General features: G+C 66.5%; 15 protein-coding genes and 1 tRNA gene. 7 read left to right on the top strand and 9 right to left on the bottom strand.

All coding sequences use genetic code 11. From position 1 onward, the window contains the following. Positions 1-49 precede the first annotated feature (49 nt). Positions 50-125, top strand: a tRNA-Lys gene (locus EV659_RS02770). A 96-nt stretch (positions 126-221) separates the two neighbouring features. Here EV659_RS02770 and EV659_RS02765 read toward each other — a convergent pair. The 3 genes from EV659_RS02765 to EV659_RS02760 form a co-directional block, all read right to left on the bottom strand. Continuing rightward, a complete protein-coding gene (locus EV659_RS02765; protein WP_242463591.1) occupies positions 222-599 on the bottom strand; it encodes a site-specific integrase in 378 nt (125 codons plus the stop codon). After that, positions 586-819 (bottom strand): hypothetical protein, encoded by a 234-nt coding sequence (locus tag EV659_RS14970; RefSeq protein WP_242463592.1) that lies wholly within the window; start codon positions 817-819, stop codon positions 586-588. Before EV659_RS14970 ends, EV659_RS02765 begins: the two co-directional genes overlap by 14 nt. Positions 820-1178: 359 nt before the next feature. Continuing rightward, a complete protein-coding gene (locus tag EV659_RS02760) occupies positions 1179-1706 on the bottom strand; it encodes a GPO family capsid scaffolding protein (RefSeq protein ID WP_165878670.1) in 528 nt (175 codons plus the stop codon). Positions 1707-1857: 151 nt separating this feature from the next. On the opposite strand from EV659_RS02760, the gene EV659_RS02755 reads away from it, so the two are divergent. Next, positions 1858-3651 (top strand): terminase large subunit domain-containing protein, encoded by a 1794-nt coding sequence (locus EV659_RS02755; RefSeq protein ID WP_132707255.1) that lies wholly within the window; start codon positions 1858-1860, stop codon positions 3649-3651. Then, positions 3651-4628, top strand: a complete 978-nt coding sequence (locus tag EV659_RS02750; protein ID WP_132707253.1) for a phage portal protein — start codon at positions 3651-3653, stop codon at positions 4626-4628. The genes EV659_RS02755 and EV659_RS02750 overlap by 1 nt, the downstream gene beginning before the upstream one ends. On the opposite strand, the gene EV659_RS02745 is transcribed toward EV659_RS02750, so the two are convergent. The 3 genes from EV659_RS02745 to EV659_RS02735 are packed head-to-tail and all read right to left on the bottom strand — an operon-like array spanning position 4613 to position 6840. After that, positions 4613-5005 (bottom strand): type II toxin-antitoxin system death-on-curing family toxin, encoded by a 393-nt coding sequence (locus EV659_RS02745; RefSeq protein WP_132707251.1) that lies wholly within the window; start codon positions 5003-5005, stop codon positions 4613-4615. The two genes, EV659_RS02750 and EV659_RS02745, sit on opposite strands and share 16 nt — an antisense overlap. Positions 5006-5014: 9 nt before the next feature. After that, positions 5015-5236, bottom strand: a complete 222-nt coding sequence (locus tag EV659_RS02740; protein ID WP_132707249.1) for a hypothetical protein — start codon at positions 5234-5236, stop codon at positions 5015-5017. 44 nt (positions 5237-5280) lie between these two features. Then, the gene (locus EV659_RS02735) at positions 5281-6840 is read right to left on the bottom strand and encodes a Fic family protein (protein ID WP_132707247.1); all 1560 of its coding nucleotides are present in this window, start codon (positions 6838-6840) and stop codon (positions 5281-5283) included. Positions 6841-7606: 766 nt separating this feature from the next. Here EV659_RS02735 and EV659_RS02730 point away from each other — a divergent pair. Both EV659_RS02730 and EV659_RS02725 read left to right on the top strand, forming a co-directional pair. Next, the gene (locus EV659_RS02730) at positions 7607-8872 is read left to right on the top strand and encodes a sensor histidine kinase (RefSeq protein ID WP_132707245.1); all 1266 of its coding nucleotides are present in this window, start codon (positions 7607-7609) and stop codon (positions 8870-8872) included. Positions 8873-8876: 4 nt separating this feature from the next. Next, positions 8877-9860 carry a hypothetical protein gene (locus tag EV659_RS02725; protein WP_132707243.1) on the top strand — a complete coding sequence of 328 codons (984 nt, stop codon included), beginning with the start codon at positions 8877-8879 and terminating at the stop codon, positions 9858-9860. 137 nt (positions 9861-9997) lie between these two features. Here EV659_RS02725 and katG read toward each other — a convergent pair whose 3' ends face one another. Both katG and EV659_RS02715 read right to left on the bottom strand, forming a co-directional pair. Beyond that, on the bottom strand, positions 9998-12232 hold the full coding sequence (gene katG / locus EV659_RS02720) for a catalase/peroxidase HPI (protein WP_132707242.1): 2235 nt from the start codon (positions 12230-12232) through the stop codon (positions 9998-10000). A gap of 357 nt (positions 12233-12589) precedes the next feature. Next, positions 12590-13882 carry a methyl-accepting chemotaxis protein gene (locus EV659_RS02715; protein WP_165878669.1) on the bottom strand — a complete coding sequence of 431 codons (1293 nt, stop codon included), beginning with the start codon at positions 13880-13882 and terminating at the stop codon, positions 12590-12592. A 287-nt stretch (positions 13883-14169) separates the two neighbouring features. On the opposite strand from EV659_RS02715, the gene EV659_RS02710 reads away from it, so the two are divergent. After that, positions 14170-15399: an aminotransferase class V-fold PLP-dependent enzyme gene (locus EV659_RS02710; RefSeq protein ID WP_132707238.1), complete on the top strand. Its 1230-nt coding sequence runs from the start codon at positions 14170-14172 to the stop codon at positions 15397-15399. 110 nt (positions 15400-15509) lie between these two features. Here EV659_RS02710 and hemH read toward each other — a convergent pair whose 3' ends face one another. Then, positions 15510-16607 (bottom strand): ferrochelatase, encoded by a 1098-nt coding sequence (gene hemH, locus EV659_RS02705; RefSeq protein ID WP_132707236.1) that lies wholly within the window; start codon positions 16605-16607, stop codon positions 15510-15512. Positions 16608-16844: 237 nt separating this feature from the next. Here hemH and EV659_RS02700 point away from each other — a divergent pair, with 237 nt between their 5' ends. Next, on the top strand, positions 16845-17906 hold the full coding sequence (locus tag EV659_RS02700; protein ID WP_132707234.1) for a LacI family DNA-binding transcriptional regulator: 1062 nt from the start codon (positions 16845-16847) through the stop codon (positions 17904-17906). The last annotated feature ends 125 nt before the right edge of the window (positions 17907-18031 follow it).

Genomic DNA, 18031 nt, shown 5'->3' with positions numbered 1-18031 from the left:
CTTGACCCCGGCGGCGGCCAACCATAGGGTGCGCCTCGCCCACGCCAAGGGGCCCGTAGCTCAGCTGGTAGAGCAACTGACTTTTAATCAGTAGGTCACAGGTTCGAACCCTGTCGGGCTCACCATATATTTCATTGAAAAATAAGCACTTCTTTCATGCCGGCTCGGTCGGGCGAGGGCTATTCCGACCTTTTCCCAGACCGCCGTTCCGAACTTTCCGCTCATTCGGCCCGCATCGCACGGCGTTTTCGGGCGGCCGAGGCGGCCTGGGTGCGGGTGGTTCGGGTGTAGATGGTGAGCATCTGCCGGCTCTTGTGCCCGCCCAGGCTCATCAACTCCTGGTCGGTGCCCTGGGCGTCGCCCAATTCGGTCAGTCCGCCGTGCCGGAACCCCATGAAGTAAAGGTCGCGCGGCAGCCCGGCCTGGTCCGCCAAGCGGCGGTAGAGGTGGCGGAAATAGTCGCCCTTGTAGGGCAGATGCACCTTTTCCCGGCGGTCGGGGCGGTCGCGCATGACAATCAGCGGCCCACGCCGCGGCGTGGCCTCCAGGCGCTCGACCAGGCCCGGGAACAGAGGGCCGTCCCGGTCATAAAGGGGCACCCAGATCCACGTCCCGGTCTTGTGCTGGCGGATTTGGATTTCCGCCCGCTCTCGGCCGACGGCACCGATAGCCGTCCCACGACAGCCCGTGCCACCGTCCGTCCGGATCACAGGTGCCGATCACGTCGCCTTCGCGCTGGCACAGTTCGAACGCCAGCATCGCAGCGGTGCCGATCGAGGGCAGGCCCTCGGCATCGGCGGTGCGGATCAGGGCTTCCAACTCGGCGCGCGTGGCCGGCCGGGTGCGTCCGCCCACGCCTCTGGTGTCCAGGCCCATCTTGGAGAAGGGATTGCCGCGCCTCACCCAGCCGGCACGCAGACCGATCGACTAGGCGCGCCGCGCGCATGGCCGCGTTGGCGGTCGCCAGGCGCCGGCGACGGGTGACCGTGCCGTCCTTGGCCATGTCTTCGACCCATTGCAGCGCCTCATACAGCGCATCGGCATGGCGCGGCTCGATGGCGTCGGCCAGCACGTCGCCCATGCGGCGACCGCTGCGCAGCACATGGCCCTCGATCAGGGCAAAGCTCTTTAGACACTGGTCCTGGGGCCGGGCTCCCTTCCACACCTGCGATGCTACCTCATCGACAACAGAAAGGGGGGCGGCCATCAGCCGGCGCGGCGGCTTCCATGGGCGCGTCCACCGGCACGCTGTACAGGCGTTCGGGCGGGGTCTGGTTGAGTTCGGCGCGATGGGTCAGCGACAGCTTGATGATCTCGGTGCCGAGGCTCGCCGGCGTGTCGGTGAGGGCAAGGCCGCATAGATAGGCCTTGCCGCTGGCGGCGAAGTCGGGGTCGATCTCCACCGACCAATAGACCTTCTGGCGCCGGGCGTTGAGCTTGACCAGGTCTTCGGTGGCGTCGATCTGGGCCAGCAGTAGCCGGTGGCCGTCCTGGTCGGTCTCGGCCTTGAGCGCGAGCACGTCGCCATAAGCCTTGAACGGGGCGTCGTCGTTGGGCAGCAGCGAGCGCAGATGCTCGACCCAGACCCGCGCGCCATAGGTGTCGGGGTCGTAGGTCTCGGCCATCTGGTCGATCTGTTCGGGGGTGATGGTCCGGCCGTCGATGGTCGGGCCTGAACGGCAGACGCGATAGAACTTCGTCTTCATGCGGGCTTCCCGGGGTTGAGGCACGATCAGCAGGGTTGCGCCATGCTGCGCGCGCCGCTTCTGGCGATGCCACCGGGAAGCGGTTGTCATGGCCGGCTTGCAACCTGGAAGGCCGCGCGCGCCACGGCCGGCTGTTGCCAGTGTTGCCCCCATGGACCAGGACGAAGACAGCCAGGCGCCGCGCATCGAGGCGCGCACCCTCTATTGGCGGGGCACCAGTTGCGCCCAGATCGCCCGGCTTCTGGACGTGCCCTATTCGACTATCGACAGTTGGAAGCGCCGTGACGATTGGGACGGCGCGCCGGTGGCGGTGCGCGTGGAAGCCCAGGTGCACGACCGGCTGATGGCGCTGATCGCCCAGCCGGCCAAGTCGGACCGCGACTTGGCGGAGATGGACAATCTGGCGCGCATTCTGGAGCGCACGGCGCGGATCCGCCGGTTCGAGGACAGCGGTCGCGATGGCGATCTCAACCCTGCGGTCGCCGAACGCAACGCCAAGCGCGACCGCGGCCGGCGCAAGAAGAAGGACGAAAAGAACAGCCTGAGCCCCGACCAGGTCGACCGGTTGTGCGCGGCCTGGGACGCGGCCTTGTTCGGCTATCAGCGGCGATGGCACGCGGCGAAGCGCCACCGGTTGCGCAACATCCTCAAAAGCCGGCAGATCGGGGCCACCTGGTACTTCGCGCGCGAAGCGTTGATCGACGCCATCACCACCGGCGACAACCAGATCTTCCTGTCAGCCTCCAAGGCGCAGGCGCACGTGTTCCGCGACTACATCGTCCAGTTCGTCAAGGACGAGACCGGTGTGGAATTGAAGGGCTCGCCGATCAAGCTGTGGAACGGCGCGACGCTCTACTTCCTGGGCACCAACGCCAAGACGGCGCAGTCCTATCACGGTCATGTCTATCTGGACGAATATGCCTGGATCAGCCGCTTTCTGGAGTTTCGTAAGGTGGCCAGCGCCATGGCCACGCACAAGAAATGGCGCATCACCTATTTCTCGACCCCTTCGACCATCAATCACGACGCCCACGCATTCTGGTCGGGCGACGCCTTCAACAAAGGCCGCAAGAAGGCCGACCGGGTCGAGGTCGACGTGTCTTATGCCGCCCTGGCCGAGGGCGCGCGCGGCCCCGACGGTCAATGGCGCCAGATCGTCACCATCGAGGACGCCGCCGCCCAGGGCTGCGACCTGTTCGACATCGACCAGTTGCGCCTGGAGTACAATGACCAGGATTTCGCCAATCTGTTCCTGTGCGAGTGGGTCGACGACAGTGCGGCCTTCTTTACCTTCGACGAGTTGAAGCGCTGCATGGTCGACGCCTGGGACGCCTGGCCCGACTGGCACCCGGACCAGGCCGCGCCCTATGACGGGCCGGTGTGGTTGGGATATGACCCGGCCTTGAACCAGGACTGCGCCTCGATCGCCGTGGTCGCGCCCCCGGCGGTCGAGGGCGGGCGCTATCGGCTGCTGGAACGGATCAGCTTCGCGGGCGTCGACTTCCAGGCTCAGGCCGAGGCGATCCGGCGCCTGACCGCCAAGTACCGGGTCGAGCATATCGGCATCGACATGACCACCATCGGCGCCGGCGTCTACGAACTGGTGCGGGCGTTCTTCCCGGCCGCCTGCGGCATCAAGTACAGCGTCGAGACCAAGAGCCGCATGGTGCTGAAGGCCAAGCACCTGATCGCCAAGCGACTGTTCGAGTTTGACGCCGGACAGACCGACGTGGCCATGGCTTTCATGGGCATCAAGCGCACGGCTACCGCCAGCGGCCGTCAGACCACCTTCGCCGCCGGCCGCGACCGCGAGACCGGCCATGCCGACGTGGCCTGGGCGATCATGCACGCGCTCGACCGGCTCGATTTCACCGCCTTCGACAATGACGACACGCTGGCCAGCGGCAGCACCGCCGGCCAGGGCAACATCATGGAGTTGTTCTGATGGACCACGGCGCGGCCGGACCCGGCCACTGCGAAGCCTTCACCTTCGGCGACCCGACGCCGGTGCTCGACCGACGCGAGGTGGCGAGCTATTTCCATGCCGCCTGGAACGGCCGCTTCTACGAACCGCCGATCAGCCTTGACGGCCTGGCGCGCTTGTTGCCGTCGAACCCCCATCACCAATCGGCAATCACGGTCAAGGCGAACATCCTGTCCAGTTGCTTCCGGCCGACCGACCTGGTGTCGCGCCAGACCTTCAAGCGCCTGGCGCTCGACTATCTGGTGTTCGGCAACGCCTATGCTGAACTGATCGCCAACCGCTTGGGCCAGCCGCTGGCCATCCGGCCGATCCCGGCGCGCTGGACCCGGTGCGACCGGGACGGCGGGTTCGTGATACTGATCGACGGCCAGGAACAGCCGATCACGGGCCGGGTGGCGCACCTGATGGAGCCCGATATCTCGCAGGAAATCTACGGCATGCCGCCCTATACGGGCGCGGTGCAGTCGGCACTATTGAACGAAGCGGCGACGCTGTTCCGCCGCAAATATTATGTCAATGGCAGCCATGCGGGCTTCATTCTCTACATGACCGATCCGGCCCAGAGCCAGGATGACATCGACCGGTTGCGCGAAGCCATGCGCGAGGCCAAGGGGCCTGGCAATTTCCGCAACCTGTTCATGTACGCCCCCAACGGCAAGACCGACGGCCTGAAGGTGATCCCGATCGCCGAAGTGGCGGCCAAGGACGAGTTCCTGTCGCTCAAGAATGTTTCCAGGGATGACGTGATGGCGGCGCACCGGGTGCCGCCTCAACTGATGGGGGTGATCCCCAACAACACCGGCGGCTTCGGCGATGCCGACAAGGCGGCACGGGTGTTCGCCGCCAACGAACTGCGGCCGTTGATGGAGACCTTCAAGGATCTGAACGCCTGGGCCGGGGCCCCGGCCGTCCGCTTTGACGACTATACGGTCGGGTAGGGCCGGGCGCTGGCGGTGTTGACGCGCAGCCAAGCCTCCAGCGCCTCACGGGAAAGGCGCTGTTTCTCGTAACACTCACTCAGGAAGCCCCAGAGATCATCGGCCTTTGCTGTTACTTCCATACCATTGATTTCCAAGAAAACCATGGTTGCAGCCAGGGCCGTTCGCTTATTGCCATCAAGGAAAGGGTGATTCTGCGATAGGCTTTCCCAAAGGGCTGCCGCTTCAGCGATCAGGTCGAGATAGTAACCTGTTTGGGGGCGAAAAAGTGCGGATTGCAATTGCCCCCAGTCGCGAACGCCATGCGTTCCACCAAATCGATTAACCTGATCTTCGTGCAGCGTAAGGACTTCGCCCAGGGTCAAATAGTCGTGCATAAGCCTGCATTATCGGGCGAGTTTTTCATACACAGACCCGTAGCGTTCAAGGCTGCCCTCATAAGCCCGCAGAACGTGAGGGCGTGCGCGCCCTTCGCGTTTCGCGGTCAGGTATTCCGACAAGGCTTCCTGCACCAGCGATTGGATCTGTCGACCTTCGGTTTTCGCCAGGGCGCGCAGGTCCTGTAATGTATCGCTGTCCAACTGCGTGGCAAATTTTTCTAAAGGCATGGTGGACCTCGTTGATTAGCTCGCGCAGATGGTATCACGGTGTTTCAAAAAAGGGCAAAGGGCGCAGACGCCACAGCCTGCCGAAAGATATCCTCGACCTGGGCGGCTTCGGTGTCGGTCAGAGCGGCGAACTCCTTTTGGCGCGCGCGCTTCGAGAGTGTGCCGCCATTCTGGTCCAGGAAATGGAACAGCAGGTCGGCTGTGCTGTCCGGCATGTCCACCAGCGCCTGCACGCGATCGCGGAACGCGTCGTATTGGCGGAGGAACAGGGCTTCCTGCGGCAAGTCGCGTTCGACCGTCCGGCGCACACAATCATAGAGGAATTCGGCGTGCGGCGTCGCGTCGAAGAAGCGGTAGAAGTCGCCGGTGTCGTCGAGCACATGGACGTTGAACCGTTCCGTGGGTTCCCACCGGATCACCGGCAGCAGCCGGGCGGAATAGGTCTCAAGCGTGCGGCGATAGTCCTCGATCCGGTCGAGGATCGCGGCGGACACCGGAAACACCAAGCCGGGCGGGTTGAAGCCGCGTTCGGCGAGGACATGGTGGATCAGATAGCGGTGCAGTCGCCCATTGCCGTCCTCGAACGGGTGGGCATAGACGAACCCGAACGCCAACACGGCGGCCGCAATCACCGGGTCGAGCGCCTGGGCCGGGCCAGTGTCGAAGGCGATCATGCCGTCGATCAGGCTGTCCAGGTCCTCGGGGCGGGCGCTAAGGTGTTCGGGCAGCGGCAGACGGCTATCGCGGTCATGGCTGCCGACAAACCCGCCCTCATCTCGAAAGCCTAAGCGGACGAACCGGGTATCGCCGATGACGATTCGTTGCAGACGCAACAACTCTTGCCGATCGAGCGCCTGGCGTCCGGCTTCTCCGATAGCCCGGCCCCAGCGCTGGATGCGATCCTGGGGCGGACGTTCGCCTTCAATAGCATAGCTTGACTTCGAATCCTTCAGCAGCAGGAAGGCCGCGGTGCGGGCCAGCAGGTCGCGCGGCACGGCCGCCGCCACGTCTCGGGCCTGGCCGGCCAGGTTGCGCGCCGCCTGCTCGTCGAGGGTCGGGGTGCGGAACACCAACGGGCAGAACGCCGGCGTGCCCGGCAGATTGTTCTTGACCCGTTGGCGTCGTACCGTCCGGCCCTCTATGCCCCATTGCAGGCGCGGGTCCAGCACCGGCACGTAGCGCCCAGCCTCCGCATCTGGCAGGTCCAGCAGCTTGCCGATCAGCCATTCATAAAGGAACCACAGCCGCCGGGCGTAGGTCCCGGTGGGCTGGTCGCGCACGATCCGTTCGATTGGTTCGGGGCCGGTGGTGAGGAACAGGCGCTTCAACACTGCCAGGTCCAGGCCCTCATAGCGCAGGGCGAAGGTCAGGTGACCCGCCGGCGTGGCGTCGGGCGCGTGTCGGGGCGTCATGATCCGCCAGCCGTCGCGCTCTGTCACCCGGTGACGGGTGCCAATGCCACACAGGGTCCGGGGCAGGGGAACAGCCAGGCCATAGGCGTCGATCAGCGCGCTGTAGCCCGCCAGGGCGGCGGGCTCGGGCAGGCGCTGTTCCTGAAAAACGGTCACTGTGCCTGAAAACGGGTTCTGGCGAGGCTTGATCATGAAAACTGATCATAGCGCCTGAAAAATGGCTCTCAAGGCCTCATATTCATGAAAACTGATCCTGCGTCGTTCGGGCAGCGAAAACGGCGGAAAAACGAAATTCTCCCCCCGCCTCGCCTGCGCTCAAAACCTGGGGGTTTCTCTGCACTGCGGAACCACCCGAAAACACCCGCCAGATGCGCCTTTGGAGGCGATCATAGGGCAATGCAATCTCCGCAAATCTCTGCACCGGATAGAGCCGGTCCCGGCGGCCATTCGCACACGCGATCCGAGCGCATGACCGCCAGCCGGCCAGGGCAGTGTCGCATTAACCATTGCGACCTCAGCGGCACGGCCAAGCCCTCCTAAAATTCGTGACCCCATCGGAAACGGGTTACATCGGTTACACCCCTATTTGAACAGGGGTAAAGCTCTGATTTTACAAAAACTTTTAATCAGTAGGTCACAGGTCGAACCCTGTCGGGCTCACCAATAACGCCGGCTAGTCAGGTCGGCGTTCGCGTTTGTTTCCAGGCTGGGTTGCCGCATCTTTTGCCAATTGCTCTGGAGGCTTGACCGCGTTTCGGCCGGGGGCCACTCGTCTCATGGCGCTCATGGCGCGGGGTCGCGCCGGTCGGCATTGGATCGGATTTTCGAAAATTTGCGCTGGTTACGCGGCGGGCCGGAAATGTGCGGTGTTGGCGCGCCGCTCTTGCTATTTTCCTGCCATCTTGTTTTGCGTATGATGCTTCCGGTTGCATGAGTGTGCTGGCCGAGGAGCGCGACCGTGAATGGCGATATCGTAAACACGTTTTCCTACGCCATCGCGATCGCGGCTAACGCCTTCACCTTCGTCATCCTGGCGGTTTTGTCGTCCAACAGGGTCAATCGTCGCTTTGCGTTCGTGGCTATCGGGCATCTGGTCAATGCCGCGCTCTATTCGGTCGAATTGGCCTTCGAGCTGAAGGGCGATGCGGCGATTTACTTCGTCATCTACAGCGTCTACGGCCTGCCGTCATTGCTGGTGTGGTTCGGCATGAGCCGGTTGCCGGTGCGCGCGTTCCTGGTCATCCTACCCGCCTTCATCGGTCTCCAGACCGGGCTGCACGCGCTCAGTCAGGTCAACACGCTGGCGTTATGGCTGACCCACGCCATGACCATGGGGTTGTGGGTCGCCGCCGCCTGGCTCGCGTGGCGCGACCTCTCGGTCGATCGGGTGGTCAAGGGGGCGGTGGCCAGTCTGTTCGTCGCCAGGGGATTGCTGGTCCTGGCCATCGGGGCGGCGTTCGTCTCGTCGGCGAACCTGCCGGTTTGGGTCGGCATCGGCGCCGGGCTGCTGGCGATGGCGAACGGTGCCGCCCTGGTGTGCTTCGCCTATAGCCGCCTGCAGACCCACTATGATCGCGCCATGCAAGCCGCGCGCCGCGATGCCGGCGCCATGCGCGCCGCCTTGCGGACCCAGGACGTGTTCATCAGCGGCATGAGCCACGAACTGCGGACCCCGCTCAACGCGGTCATCGGCTATGGCGACCTGATGGCCCAGAATTGGTCGCAGCACGCCCACAAGCTGTCCGAATATCGGGCCGCCATCGCCCAGGGTCGGCAGCGGCTGATCGACATACTGGACGAGATCGCGCTGTTTCTGAGCGTGCAGGCAGTGCGTTGGCGGCCGGCCGGCGGATCATCGGGCGCGGCCACGGCGGTGGCAACCGGCGTCGACCTCACCGGCGGCCATTATGACATCCTGGTCGATCGATTGCGGACGCTGTCGGTCTCGGGCACGGTGACATCGGTGGTCGATCCCGACCATATGGTGCTCAGCGCGCGGTGGCCGGCCACCGACGGCCTCCACCAGACGCTCAGCGGCATCTTCGAAGGGCGCGTCGATCCCTATGTCTCGCGCGCATCGATCAAGGCGGATCTGAGCCTGTGTCTGATCGAGACCATCGTCGCCCAAGCCGACGGCGACATCGAATATCACACCCGCGACAATAGCGATTATATCCGCGTCCGGCTGCCGATCGGCGAGGCGCGGTGGAAAGAGGCGTCCTGATCCCATGGGGAACCACGTCTTAGAGGTCTTTCTGTTGTCGGTATCGCTGTGCGGCTTCGCCAGCGCTGCGCTGATCCTGGGCTTTTTGTCCTGGCATTGGCGCTGGCGCGGTCTGCCGCTGTGGATCAGCCTGTCCTGCGCGTTCATGACTCTGACCCTGTTGGGCCAGCTTGTGGACCTGACCCGTGCGGCGGGCGGGCTGGCGATATTCGTGCGGCTGTGTTTTCCCTTTTACGGCTTGTTTTTGATGATCGGCTGCGTGGTCGAGCCGGCCGGGTCGCCGGTCCCCGGCGCGCCGCGGGCCGGGGCGGCGGGTCGGATGCCGGTGTTGGTCGCCGCCACGGCGGTGCTGGCTGGCGCCCTGGCGCTGGCGGCGCGCACGTGGCCGGCGCTCGATCTGGCGTTCTTTCTTTGGAACGCCGGGCTGCTTGGCGTGTGTGCGGTGGCCTTGCTCGGCCAGGCACGGCGTGCGCCGGCGCTCTACGGTGTGCTCGCGGCGTTGTTGGTCGCCCAGGCGGTGGCTTTGGTGGTGTTGGGGATCGGTTATGTGAACCGGCTGCGCCTGCCGGTTTGGGAGGGGCTGCTCGGTGTCCTGGCGGTGGGGCTGGCGGCGGCGCTCGTCTTGTTCGTCCTGCACCGCCGTACCACGGCGACCGCCGCGATGATGCGCCAAAGCCTGTACGCGAAACGGGTTGCCGAGACCGCCTATGGCGCGCGTCTGGGGTGTCTGGCCGCGATTGTCGACGGCTCGCGGCAGACGCTGGCGGATCTGGACGGCTTGCTGGCATTGCCGGTGGAGGGGCCGCACCGCCTGGATGCCGAGGGCTTTGCCCGGATTGCCGGTCTTGGGCGGCGATATCTGGCCACCGTGGAAACCGCGCTGAGCCAGGCCAAACTGCCCGAGGACCCGATCGCCGATTGGGCCCCCGATCGCGCGGCGGGGCCGGACGCTGCGGACCCCGACCGCCGCCGGGCGCGGCGCCGCTGAGACGCTCCGTGCTTTCCTTGGGTCTTTCTCGGGCCTTTCTCGGGCCTCCCTTGCGCCTGCCTCGGGGAGCGCAGGGCAGCAGCCCGCCCATCCGTGGTCGGGATCGGCGGGCTGGATCGTCAGGGGGCGCCGGTGGGTCAGGAGCGCGCGTCGAGGTCGAAGCGGTCGCGGGTCATCACCTTGGTCCAGGCGGCCACGAAGTCGTCCACGAACCGCGCTTCTGCGCCTTCGACCGCATAGGCTTCGGCCACCGCGCGCAACTCGGCGTTGGACCCGAACACCAGATCGACCGAGGTGGCGGTCCACCGGGGCTCGCCGCTCTGGCGGTCGCGGCCCTCATAGACATGCTCGGCGTCCTCGGCGGGCTGCCAGCGGGTGTCCATGTCCAGCAGGTTGACGAAGAAGTCGTTGGTCAAGGTGCCGGGACGCGCGGTCAGCACCCCGTGCTGCGATTGGCCGGTATTGGCGTTGAGCGCACGCATGCCGCCCACCAGCACGGTCATCTCGGGCACCGTCAGGCCGAGCAGGTCGGCGCGTTCGATCAGCAGCGCTTCGGGCGACCGGTCGAGACCGTCGCCATAGTAGTTGCGAAACCCGTCGGCCTTGGGTTCGAGCACCGCGAACGAGCCCGCGTCGGTCTGCTCGGCCGAGGCGTCGGTGCGCCCGGGGTGAAACGGCACGGTCACCGGGTGGCCGGCCATTTGGGCCGCCTGTTCGATCGCCGCCGCGCCGCCGAGCACGATCAGGTCGGCCATCGACACCCGCTTGTCGTCCTTTTGCGCGCGGTTGAAGTCGCGCTGGATGCGGTCGAGCGCCCTGAGCACCCGCTTCAGGCTGCGGGGATCGTTGACCGCCCAGTCCTTCTGCGGCGCCAGGCGGATGCGCGCGCCGTTGGCGCCGCCGCGCATGTCGGTGTCGCGATAGCTGGCCGCAGCGGCCCAAGCGGTCTCCACCAGGTCGGCGCGCGACAGGTCGGAGGCCAGGATGGTCTCCTTCAGCGCCGCGATGTCGGCGTCGTCGATCAGCGTGTGGTCGACCGCCGGCACCGGGTCCTGCCAGATCATCGCCGCGTCGGGCGCCAGATCGCCCAGATAGCGCGCCCGCGGCCCCATGTCCCGGTGGGTGAGCTTGAACCACGCCTTGGCGAACGCTGCTTCGAACGCTTCGGGATTGTCGTGGAAGCGCTTGGCGATCTTGCGATAGTCGGGGTCCACCTTCAGCGACAGGTCGGTGGTGAACATGATCGGCGCGTGGCGCTTGTCGGCGTCGTGGGCGTCGGGCACCAGGGTCTGGGCATAGTCTTGGCTGGGCACCCATTGGGTGGCGCCGCCGGGGCTTTCGGTCTTGACCCAGTCGAAGGTGAACAGATTGTCCAGATAGCTGCTGGTCCAGGCGGTCGGGTCGATCGACCAGGCGCCTTCTAAGCCGCTGGTGATGGTGTCGCCGGCCTTGCCCGAGCCGCACTCGTTCTGCCAGCCCAGGCCCTGCCGCTCGACACCGGCGGCGGCCGGTTCCGGGCCTAGGCAGTCCGACGCCTTGGCGGCGCCATGGGCCTTGCCGAAGGTGTGACCGCCGGCGATCAGGGCGACGGTTTCCTCGTCGTTCATGGCCATGCGCGCGAACGTCTCGCGGATCGCCGCGGCGGCGGCCATCGGGTCGGGCTCGCCCTTGGGGCCTTCGGGATTGACGTAGATCAGCCCCATCTGGGTGGCGCCGAACGGACCGTCGATGTCGCGCCCGCCCTTGTAGCGCTCGCCCGCCAGCATCTCTTCCTCCGGGCCCCAATAGACCATTTCGGGCTCCCAGGCGTCGATGCGGCCGCCGGCGAAGCCATAGGTCTCGAAGCCCATGGACTCGAGCGCCACCGTGCCGGCCAGGACGATCAGGTCGGACCAGGACAAGGCGTCGCCATATTTCTGCTTGATCGGCCAAAGCAGGCGCCGGGCTTTGTCCAGATTGGCATTATCGGGCCAACTGTTGAGCGGCTCGAAGCGCTGCATGCCGCCGTCGGCGCCGCCGCGGCCGTCGCTGACCCGGTAGGTGCCGGCGCTGTGCCAAGCCATGCGGATGAACAGCGGGCCATAATGGCCATAGTCCGCCGGCCACCAATCCTGCGAGGTGGTCATCAACTCTTCGAGGTCGGCCTTGAGCGCCTCAAGATCGACGCTCTCGAACGCGGCGGCATAGTCGAAATCGGCGCCGCGCGGGTCGAGGGCTGTCGCATTGTCGCGCAGCGGGCCGAGGTCGACCAGCTCGGGCCACCAATCCTGAAGCGATTTGGCGGCCCCTTGCGCCTCGGCCGCACTGATCGGCATGAGCAGGCACAGCGCGCTCGCCATGGTGGAGAAAACGGGTCTCGTTGGTCTCGGCATCGAAGCTCTCCCTTGTCTATTTGGAGCCACCCCAAAGGTCGCATGCCCCAGGGGCAAGCCATGGCCCGGACACTTGGCGTCGCGCGATGGCATCGACGTGCGATGGGGTATTCCAATATCAACATTTTGCCCGAGACGCTTGATCGATCAATTGAATTATTCCGATCCCGGTGATCGAAAAAAGCAATGCGGAACCGGATCAGCGTCGATCCGGGGTGTGTCGGCGCACACCGGGGGGCGGCGATGCGCCGCCGGCATGGTCCGGAGCCCGACCGGCGCCCGGCGGCGGGTCACCGCCGGGGCCAGCGGGACGGCGGATCAGGCGGTCGGATCAGCCAGAGAGATCAAGAAAAAAGATCAGGTGGGCGCCACATCTTTGGCAATCCGCGACAACAGCGCCAGCACGGTTTCGGACGCGGTGCGCGTGTCGGCAAACACCGCGACCGCGCCGTCCAGATCGCCGGCCTCGTAGCGTCGGGCGGTTTCGATGCCGCTGCGGTGGACATCGGCGTGGGCGGTGTGAAGCGCCGGCCAGTCGGGGTGATCGACGAGTTGGGGATCGGTTTGGCGGTTGGCCCAGCGGCCCAGGCGACATTGGTGCGCGTCGGCCAGCTCCGCAGCCTTCAATCCGGCGCGCCCGACCAGTTTCTGGGCCAATCGGCGCACCCAAACCACATGATCGGATTGCGCCACATAGACCGTGTCGAGGCCGGCATCCGTCCCGGCCAGGGCATCGATCAACGCGGCCATGGGCCCGTCGGCCTGTTCCATCTCGGCGACGATCCGCTCGACCGACCGGAGGTTGTCGCGGCCCAGGCGGGCGATGGTTTCGGTGTCGCGGGCGATGGTTTCGGCGGTTTCGGTCTGGTCGGTCAGCAGTCGGGTGATGTCGCGGGTGACGCGGGCCATGGTCTGGACCTGATCGTCGATGCAGGTCATCTCGGCGTTGGTTCTGTCGATCACCGTCTGGCCGCTGGCGACCTTGTCGGCGCTGGCGTCCATGGCGGCGACGATGGCTGCGGTGCCATCTCGCACGGTTTCAATGCGGGCGCGGATGTCCACGGTGGCTTGGGCGGCTTGTCCGGCGAGGGTCTTGACCTCGCCGGCGACGACGGCGAAGCCGCGGCCGGCCTCGCCGGCGCGCGCCGCCTCGATGGTGGCGTTGAGGGCGAGCAGGTTGGTTTGCCGGGCGATTGCCTCGATGTCGTCGACGATCGAGCCGATCTGTGCCGATGCCTCGGCCAGGGCGTCGATCTTGGTTCGGGTGTCGGCGGTGGCAGCGGCGATGTCGGTCATGGTCGCGCGCGCTTGCGCCGATGCTTGGGTGCCGGCCGCGACGCTTTCGGCCACCTGATCGGCAGTGCGGCACGCGGCGTCGGAGGAGTCTGCGATGGCACCGACCGAGCGCGACATGGCCGCCACCTGGTCCACCACATCCTCGGCGCGCTTGCCGGCATCGCCAACCAAGCTCACCATTTCGGCGATTTCGGTCACCCCGGTATTGGCGGTGTTGGACAGCGCAATGGTGCGCTCCAGCTGCCACCGTCGGCGGCTCGCCAGTTGTTCGGCCAAGGCAGCCAGCTTGCGGGTGAGCGGGTCGTGCCCGTCCGGGACGTCCTGGTAGCGCTCGGCCAGCAGGAGATCGAGCATCGCCTCAGCGTCGCTCGATGCTGAAGCCGGAGATGCGCCCGTCGGGGCGGAGCGATCAGTTGCCATGCTACTCTCGTCGATAAAGGAAAGGGCTTGCAGAAAAAACCGGGCTTGGCCAATTTTTACGGAGAGGATGAGTAATATTTTCGGAAATTGTTGCTATTCAGTGAACAATTTCGAAGCCGCACCACATGCCGTCCGGTCCGTGTGCGCCGGTCAGATGGCCTTCGTGCCCCGGGCCGTGTTATCGTGTCGACCACACGTTTCGTTGACCGAAAGCCGTTGCTATGCCGCAGTTTGAGCCGCCCGCTGGCGTGTCGACAGCGGCGCCGGCGACCGCCGACCACGCGCCGGCGGACGCTGACGCGGGCGTTGCGTGGGCTGATGGTGCCTGGGCGCGCGACCGGTTTCCGATCTTCGAACACAGCGTCTATCTCAACAGTTGCTCGGGCGGCGCGTTGTCGGTGGACGTGGCGGCGGCCTATCACGCCTATCTGAGCGGTCGCCATGACCGCGGCGCCGACTGGCCGGCCTGGCTTGAGGTCTATGAGGATGTGCGCGGCCGGCTCGCCCGGCTGGTCGGCGCGGCGCCGGATGAGGTCGCGCTCGGCGGCTCGGCCTCGGCGGTGCTCGGGCCGTTGGCCAGCGCGCTGGAGCCGACGCTGGCGCGCGACCGCATCGTGGTCACCGATCTGGACTTTCCCACCACCGCGCATATCTGGCGCGCCCAGGCGGCCCGCGGCTTCGAGGTGGTGACCGCCGAGGCGCCGGGCGGCCGGCTGTCGCTCGACCGTCTGACCCGGCTGATCGACCGGCGCACCCGGCTCGTGTCGTTGCCGCTGGTCTGCTATCGCAACGGCGCGCTATCGGACGTGGCGGCGGTGGCCGATCTGGCGCGCGCCGCCGGGGCCTGGGTGCTGGTGGACGCCTATCAGGCACTCGGCGCCGTGCCGGTGGACCTTGGCAAACTCGGCGCCGACTTTCTGCTCGGCGGGACCGCCAAGTATCTGCTCGGCAGCGCAGGTCTGGGGTTTCTGGTCGTGCGCCGCGATCTGGTCGCCGGCTTGACGCCCACCCAGACCGGCTGGTTCGGCCAGGACGACATCTTCGCCATGGACCATCGACACCACCGCCCCGCCGCCACCGCCCGGCGCTTCGAGACCGGCACGCCGCCGGTGCCGAGCCTTTATGCCGCCCAGGCCGGCCTTGGTTTGATGGATCGGGTGGGCGTGGCGCGGACGTGGGCCCATGTGGCGACGTTGACCGAGCGGCTGAAGGCCGGTGCCGCCGCGTTGGGGGCCACGCTGGCGACCCCGGCCGCAGCCGATGGCCATGGCGCGCTGATCGCGATCCGTGCGGTGGACGACGCGGCCCTGGTGGCGCGACTGGCGGCGCGCGGGGTGATCACCTCGTCGCGCGACGGCAATGTCCGGGTCTCGCCGCACTTCTACAACAATGCCGACGACATCGACGCCTGTCTGGATGCCCTGGCGGCGGAGCGGGCGCTGCTGGCGTGAGCGCATGGGCCGGCGCCGGTGGGCGGCATGCGGGCGGCGTGCCTGTATTGACCACCGATGGGAGCCGTGCGGGCTGTGTGTGTGGGGGGCGACCGGTGGGACGGCGGCGACTATTCCGCGGCGTGGCGGTGCAGCACGGGTTCGGGCCGGCGTGCCTCGCGTTCGGCCTGGACCTCGGACCAGCCCGACAGTTCGCGCGCGACGATATCGGCAATCATCGCCACATGGTCGGGCCGGGTGTTCAGGCACGGCACCATGGAATAGCGCTCGCCGCCGGCATCTTCGAAGATCTCCTTGCCTTCAAGGGCGATTTCTTCGAGTGTTTCCAGGCAATCTGCGGCGAAGCCGGGGGTGATCGTCATCACCCGCTTGATGCCCCGCTCGGGCAGGGCGGCGATGGTTTCGTCGAAATAAGGCTTGAGCCATTCCTGCGGGCCGAAGCGCGACTGGAAGGTGACCAGGAACCGGTCTTCGGCCCAGCCCAATTCCTCGCGCAACAGCCGCGCGGTCTTGTGGCAGGTGCAGTGATAGGGATCGCCCTTGTCCAGATATTTTTGCGGCAGGCCGTGGAAGCTGGCCACCAGCATATCGGGCTCCCAGCCCTGGGCGTCGATATGGTCGCGCACGCTGTCGGCCAGGGCGCTGATATAGGCCGGCTCGTCGTGATAGGCGGGCGCGGTGCGCAGATAGGGCTGCCAGCGCATGTTCATCAATGACCGGAACGCTTCGTCATAGACGGTCGCGGTGGTGGTGGCGCTGTATTGCGGGTAGAGCCCGAACACCAGAATCCGGTCGCAGCCGGCCTGGCGCAGCGCTTCGAGTTTGTCGGGGATCGACGGCGAGCCGTAGCGCATGGCCCAGTCGACGATCAGCCCGGGCACCTGGCCCGACAAGGTCTTGGCCACCTGGGTCGCCTGTTCGCGGGTGATCGTGCGCAGCGGGCTTTCGTTGAGTTCGTGGTTCCAGATCTTGGCATAGGCGCGGCCGGTGGCGAACGGCCGGCGCGGCAGGATGAACAGATTGAGGATCACGCGCCAGATCGCCGGCGGGATCTCGATCACCCGCTGATCGGACAGGAATTGCTTCAGGTAGCGGCGCACCGACCGATAATCGGTCCCATCGGGTGTGCCCAGATTGACCAGCAGCACGCCGATCTTGGGGGCAGCCAGCATCGGGTGTTGGGCGGGCGGCGTAAAAGCTCGCTTCATCGCAATCGCTCCTTCACATGCGCCCCTTGTACGCACCGGAGTATCATTTGGTCTACCTGCGCGGATAATGGAAGGCCTGAATACCATTTAACCGGACGAAAGATGTCGCAATTGCGAGGCAATGGCGTCAACCGTCAAGACTGGGAAACCCCGCCAGCGCGACGGTTTGCCTGACCCCGGCTGGAGCGGTAAGGTGGCCCGAGGGAGCCGATCGGCGGCCCCGGGACGAGTGGCGCCATGGCCGACGAACCGAAACCGACAACCGAGGCCCCGCCGCCGGCACCGTCCGCCGGCCGCTCGCCGACCATGGCAGACATCGCGCGCGCCGCGGGGGTGTCGGAATCCACCGTCTCGCGCGCGCTTGCCGGCAGCAACCTGGTCAGCGCCAAGACCCGCGACAAGGTGCGCCGGATCGCCGCCGCCCATCACTATCGCATCAATGAGCGCGCGCGCAGCTTCCGCTTGCGGAAAAGCTCGACGGTGGCGCTGGTCACCTGCGGGGTGCGGCGCGGCACCTTGAGCCTGCCGGCCTCATTCCTGATCGACCTGGTGGCCGAATTGGCTGAACGGGCCGGCGGCGCGGGCTATGACCTGTTGATTTCGCGCGATATCCACGAAGACCGCGCGCTGATGTCCGACCTGATCGGCGCCCAGCGCGCTGGCGGTGTGATCGTGCTGGGGCAGGGCGGCCATCATCATCTGCTGAATGCCCTGGCCGACGAGGGCTGGCCGTTCGTGGTCTGGGGCGCCCAGCGTCCCGATCAGCGCTATATCACGGTTGGCAGCGACAATGTGTGCGGCGGCGCCATGGCGGTGGGGCACCTTCTGGCGCTTGGCCGGCGGCGTATCCTGTTTCTCGGCGACCCCGACCAGATCGAGGCCGGCGACCGCTATCAAGGCTATTGCCAGGCCCACGCCGCCGCCGGCGTGGCCGTCGACCCGGCGCTGGTGTTGCGTCACCACAATGCGGGGCTGTTGAACAAGGCGCGGTTACAGGCCCTGCTGGCCGCCGGCCCGGCGTTCGACGCGGTGATGGCGACCAGCGACCTGTTGGCTCTCGGCGCCATTCAGGCCCTCGACACCGCCGGCGTCCGGGTGCCGGGCGATGTGGCCGTGGCCGGCTTCGACGATATCCACAGCGCGCGCCACGCCACGCCGCCGCTCACCACCGTGCGCCAGGACGTCAAGGGCGGCGCGGCGTATCTTTTCGATGCATTGATCCGCCGCATAGCCGGCGATCGCCCGGCCTCGGTGGTGTTGGAAGCTCGGCTGATCCGACGCGCGTCGTGCGGGGCCTAGCCGGCAGCGTCGGGCGGGCTGGGCGGAAGCGCGGGGGGCTATGGGTTTGCAGACCGTGCCACCCTGGCATATGCGCGACGATGGCCCATATCCGCAAACGGGCCCGATGCCCGCGCCATGACCGG

Source organism: Rhodothalassium salexigens DSM 2132 (assembly GCF_004341375.1).
GTDB classification, from domain to species: Bacteria; Pseudomonadota; Alphaproteobacteria; order Sphingomonadales; family Rhodothalassiaceae; genus Rhodothalassium; species Rhodothalassium salexigens.
The sequence above is the reverse complement of the archived record's forward strand: the minus strand, read 5'-3'. Positions and strand labels throughout refer to the sequence as shown.